Source organism: Micromonospora sp. M51 (genome assembly GCF_018070305.1).
Classification (GTDB): Bacteria; Actinomycetota; Actinomycetes; order Mycobacteriales; family Micromonosporaceae; genus Micromonospora; species Micromonospora parva.
On record NZ_JAGPXZ010000442.1, the window covers coordinates 1 to 5,116 of the forward strand.

5 protein-coding genes are annotated in these 5,116 nt (G+C 70.5%); 2 read left to right on the top strand and 3 right to left on the bottom strand.

The window, feature by feature from the left end:
• The 3 genes from KBX53_RS21590 to KBX53_RS21600 all read right to left on the bottom strand — a co-directional run.
• Positions 1-403: response regulator (locus KBX53_RS21590; protein ID WP_210861272.1), on the bottom strand; the 403-nt coding region annotated here is incomplete at its 3' end.
• Positions 404-411: 8 nt separating this feature from the next.
• Complete coding sequence (locus KBX53_RS21595) at positions 412-1,530, bottom strand: sensor histidine kinase (RefSeq protein WP_030329382.1); 1,119 nt, start codon at positions 1,528-1,530, stop codon at positions 412-414.
• 84 nt (positions 1,531-1,614) lie between these two features.
• A complete protein-coding gene (locus KBX53_RS21600) occupies positions 1,615-2,640 on the bottom strand; it encodes a methyltransferase (RefSeq protein ID WP_030329384.1) in 1,026 nt (341 codons plus the stop codon).
• Between the two features lie 127 nt (positions 2,641-2,767).
• Here KBX53_RS21600 and KBX53_RS21605 point away from each other — a divergent pair, with 127 nt between their 5' ends.
• A complete protein-coding gene (locus KBX53_RS21605) occupies positions 2,768-4,306 on the top strand; it encodes an aminotransferase class III-fold pyridoxal phosphate-dependent enzyme (protein WP_210861268.1) in 1,539 nt (512 codons plus the stop codon).
• A 163-nt stretch (positions 4,307-4,469) separates the two neighbouring features.
• Positions 4,470-5,116 (top strand): MFS transporter (locus KBX53_RS21610; RefSeq protein ID WP_210861270.1); only part of this gene is annotated, 647 nt, incomplete at its 3' end.

Below are 5,116 nucleotides of genomic sequence, written 5' to 3' on the forward strand. Positions count from 1 at the left end.
ACAGTCCCCTCCGGATCGCCTCAAGGGGGTTCTGGTGGGTGTGGTACCAGAACGTGCCGACCTGCTCGGCGAGGAACCGGTAGGTGAAGGTGCCGCCCGGCTCCACCGCGTTCTGCGTCGCGCCGGCCCGCAGCGCCTCGAAGACGTACTCGTCGAGCTCGAAGGTGGTCAGGACGATGACCCGCACGGCCGGAAACCGCTCGACGATCGCGGCCGTGGCCTTCACCCCGTCGAGCACGGGCATCCGCACGTCCATCAGCACGATGTCGGGCCGGGTCGCGGCGACCATCTCGACGGCCTGGGCGCCGTTGGACGCCTCACCGACCACCTCCAGGTCGTCGCTGTGGTCGAGCAGGCCCCGGAAGCCGGCCCGCACGAGCGTCTGGTCGTCCGCCAGCACCATCCGGATCGTCACGCTGTCTCCTCCACCTCGACCGGCAGCCGCGCTGCCACTCGGAACCCCCCGCCCTCCGGCCGGGGGCCGGCATCGAGGGATCCGCCCGCGGCCGTGGCCCGTTCCCGCATGCCGGCCACCCCGTGCCCCCGCCGGCTCGCCGCGGCCCCGACCCCGTCGTCGACGACCTCGACCGTTACGGCGTCACCGGCGTAGGTGATGGTGACGTCGACAGTGGTCGCCTCGGCGTGCTTGACCGTGTTGGTGATCGACTCCTGCACGATCCGGTAGACCGAGAGCGCCACCTCCGGCGGGATGGGGCGCGGGATGCCGGCGACCCCCGAGCGCACCTTCACGCCGGCCTGCTCGGCGACCGCGAAGACGCGAGCCAGATCGGGCACCTCCCCGGCGTCGCGGAGCATGCCGATCGCCGAGCGGACCTCGTGCATCGCGTCGCGCGCCGCGCCCCGGATGCTCCGCAGCGCGGCCCGCGCCTCGGCCGGCTTGCTGTCGAAGATGTCGTCGGCGAGGCTCGCCTGCACGCTGATCGCGGCGATCGTGTGGCCGAGCACGTCGTGGACCTCGCGGGCGATGCGGAGCCGCTCCTGGGCCACCTCGTGCTGACGCTCCTGGCGCATCACGGCGAGGCGCTGCTGTGCCTCGGCCAGCCGGATCCGGCGGGTGCGGATCGTCTCGGCGAGCAGCACCACGGCCGCGAGCAGCGAGCCCTCTTCGAGGGTCGCCGACAGGGCGGGGAAGAAGCCCTCGCCGAGCAGCGTGTAACGCATGATCAGCTCAAGGACGACGAAGAACCCGGCGACGACGAGCGCCCAGGTGAACCGGCCGGCGGCCGCGACGGAGAAGAGGGCGGCGGCCAGCGGGAGGGCGGGCGGGATGCCCGGGTACTCGAGCGCGTAGTAGATCATCAGTGCGGTGACCGAACCGACGAGCACCAGCAGCGGCCAGCGGCGCCGGAAGACCAGCAGCAGCCCGATCACCGCGCCGATCGCGTAGGCGCGGGCGTCCGGCGGCCGGGCGCCGGGCTCGTCGGCGACGCGGATCGCCACCGCCACGACGGCCGCGACGACGACCGCGATGAGGGCATCGATCGCGATCCGTCGGATGGCCGGGGTCATGTCCGCAACGGTACGACGCGCGCACGGTCCGTTAACGCGGGCCCCTTCCCAACCGGAATCCGTCAGCAAGGGGCCCGTGCCCCTTCAGCCGCGACGGAGGGTCAACAGGGTCTGCCCGGTGGGGATCACCGTGCTGCCGTCCACCCGGAGCCCGGCCTTCTCGCCCAGTTCGGCGTACTCGCGCCAGGTCCTCGCCTTGCCGGCCATCAGCGAGAGCAGGCGCAGGTCCATCTGGGTGATGAACATCAGCCGGGCCGGGTCCTCGGGGAAGTTGTCGTTCTCGTCCTTCACCAGGATCTGCACGATCAGCACCTTCCCGGTCGTGCCGATCGCGTCCGCCGCCCGCTGGAGGATCTTCTCGGCGGCGCTGTCGTTCCAGTCGTGCAGCACGTTCGACAGGATGTAGATGTCGGCGCCGGCCGGGAGCGGGTCGAAGATGCTCCCGCTGACCACCTCCGCGCGGTCGGCGATGCCCGCCGCCTCGAACCGGGCCCGGCCCTGCTCGACGACGCCCGGCAGGTCGACCACGGTGCCGCGCAGGTGCGGTTGGGCCTTGAGGATCTCGGTGAGCAGGGCGCCGGTGCCGCCGCCGACGTCGACGACGTGGTTGACGGTGCTCCAGTCGTAGCCCTGGACGACCTGGTCGAAGTAGCTCGCGTGGGTGGCCATCAGCGCGCCGAACGACGTGGCCCGGTCGGGGTTGGTGGCCAGGTCGTCCCAGAACTCGATGCCGTAACGCACCGGGTACGCCGCGTCGCCGGTGCGGATCGAGTGGGTCAGCGAGCTGAACGTGCCCTCGATCCGGCCGGCCATCGAGTCGACGTCGAGCCAGGGGCGCTGGGCGGCGGGGTGGTCGGTCTTGAGGAACTCGGCCGCTTCCGTCAGGGCGTACACCCGGGGTTCGGTCTCCTTGAAGACGCCGCGCACGGAGAGGTAGCGCAGCAGCCGGTGCAGCGCGTCGGGGTTGGCCTTCGTCGCCGCGGCGAGCTCGTCGAGCGTGGTGGTGCCCGCGGCGATCAGGTCGGCGAGGCCGAGCGTCGCCGCGGCCCGCACTGCCCACGGCGTGATCGTGTCGGTCAGCGAGTAGAGATTGACCCGATTTTCCGTCATGGCGGCGAGCTTCGACGATGGCGCTCGAGACCGGCTCGAAACCACGTCGATCGACCCGTTCTCCAGTCAGGTTCGAGTGGGCGGGCGCAGGCTGCGCCTGTCACGGCCGCCATGCGAAGGGGACACGATGGGCGCCAGCCACCAGGAGCGCGGAGCGATCGAGGTCATTCAGGACCTCATGCAGCAGAAGTGGGTCTACGAGCTGTTCGGCGAGATCGGCGCGCGCCAGGGTGCCTCGGCCGCGCACGTCGAGCAACTGCGGGCGGTCGACGCCGCCGCGCACGTGTTCTGGCCGTTCCAGGCGCCGCCCTTTCCGATCATCGCGGCCACCGCGAGCGGTTCGACGTTGACCGACGTCGACGGCAACGACTACCTCGACTGTCACATGGGGTACGGGGCTCAGGCGCTGCACGGTCACAACCCGGCCCCGGTCGTCGACTTCGTCCGCGAGCGCCTCGGCAAGGGCACCGGCAACGGCTACACCAACGAGCTGGAGCTGGAGCTCGCGACGCTGCTGCGGGAGATCCTCCCGCACAACGAGAAGTTCGCCTTCCAACACTCGGGTACGGGTGCCACCCAGTCGGCGATCCGGCTCTGCCGTGCGTTCACCGGGCGGCGGATGGTCGCCAAGTTCGAGGGCACCCTGCACGGGTCCCACGACCTGGCCGTCCACAACACCGCACCCTGGTATCACGGGCATCCGGCGGTGCCGTTCCCGGAGATCGGCAAGGACGGCATCCCGCTGGTCTCGGCGTTCGCCGGTGTCACCCCGGCGGAGCCGCGCGACCTGCTGATCCTGCCCAACGACACCGCGCTCGCCGTGGAATTGATCGAGCGCCACGCGGGCGAGTTGGCCTGCATCCTCGCCGAGCCGGCCGCTTCGTCGTTCCCGTTCGAGGAGACGACGATCCCGATGATCCGTGAGGTGGCGGTGGCCGCCCGGCGGCTCGGGGTGCCGTTCATCCTGGACGAGGTGCTGACGGGTTTCCGGTCAGGGATCGGCGGCGCCGCGCAGAAGTTCGACATTCCGACCGACCTCGTCACCTACGGCAAGGTGATCAGCGGGCTCGGGCTGCCGCTGTCGGCGATCGGCGGTCGGGCCGACATCCTCGACATCTCGCAGACCAGCGGGCAGTCGTGGACCGACTTCGGCCAGAAGACCGGTCTGCAGGGCAGCCACACCGGCAACTACCTGTCGGTGGCGGCGTCGCTGGCCACGCTCCAGTTGCTCCGGGACAAGGGGCCCGCCTACTACACGGACCTCAGCGCCAGGATCGACCGGGTCCAGGCGCGGCTGGCCGCGTTCCGGGCGGCCGAGGGGATTCCGCTGCGGATGGTGGGGTTCGGCGACTACATCGGGTGTTTCCAGTTCCTCCCGGAGGACTCCTACACCGACTACCGGGTCTACTCGCGGGCGCTCAACCCCGCGACGTTCATCCTCACGCTGCTGTTGCGCAAGCGCGGCATCTACACGCTCGGCATGCCGATGTTCTTCGCCGGCGGCGCGCACAGCGACGCCGACGTCGACCGGCTGACCGACGCCGTGCTGGAGAGCACGCTGGAGCTGCGCGCCAACGACTTCCCCTTCGGCCTGGCGTGGCCGGCGACGTCCCAGTGGGGTTCGGGTTCCACCGAGTGGGGCTCGGGTTCCTCCGACTGGTCGTAACCGCACCCTGCGTCACCGGGCCCGGGTCAGTTTCTGACCCGGGCCCTCCTCATGTGCCGTACAGGTCATACGCAAATAGCCGTACTTGACTAATCGTACGCGACGGCGTGTAGTCGGAAGGTGGGTCCGCTGTCGACCCCCGTCCGACTTCAGGAGGAACGCGATGACGGAGAGCTGGACCGACGAACACAGCGCCGCGCCACCCAATCCGCGCCGATGGCTGATCCTGGCCGTCGTTCTGGCCGGGGCGTTCATGATCCTGCTGGCCACGACGATCGTCAATGTCGCGGTCGCCCCGATCCAGCGCGACCTCCGCTCGACCTACACGGCGATGGAGTGGGTCATCGCCGGCTACGCGCTCGGATACGGCCTGCTACTCATCCCCGCCGGCCGGATCGGCGACCGCTTCGGCCACCGCAAGCTGTTCCTCATCGGCGTCGCGGGGTTCACGCTCGCGTCGGCGGCGTCGGCGCTCGCGGCCACACCCAACCAGCTGATCGCCTTCCAGGTGGTGCAGGGCATGATGGCCGGCATCCTCAACCCGCCGGTGCTGGCGCTCATCCAGACCACGTTTCCGGCAAAGGAGACGGGTAAGGCCTACGGGATCTACGGCGCGATCGGCGGCATCGCGACCGCCAGCGGCCCACTCCTCGGTGGCCTGCTGATCGCGTGGGACCTCGGCGGCTGGGACTGGCGGCCGGTGTTCCTGCTCAACGTGCCGATCGGCCTGGCCACGTTCGTCGCCGCGCTGATCCTGGTGCCCGAGTCGCGAGGCCGCCGCGGCGGGCTCGACGTGATCGGCATGCTGCT

What these genes read in the sequence shown, in the direction of transcription:
- KBX53_RS21605 (WP_210861268.1), top strand. Translation starts at nt 2,768, where the DNA reads ATGGGCGCCAGCCACCAGGAGCGCGGAGCGATCGAGGTCATTCAGGAC.
- KBX53_RS21595 (WP_030329382.1), bottom strand. Translation starts at nt 1,530, where the DNA reads ATGACCCCGGCCATCCGACGGATCGCGATCGATGCCCTCATCGCGGTC.
- KBX53_RS21600 (WP_030329384.1), bottom strand. Translation starts at nt 2,640, where the DNA reads ATGACGGAAAATCGGGTCAATCTCTACTCGCTGACCGACACGATCACG.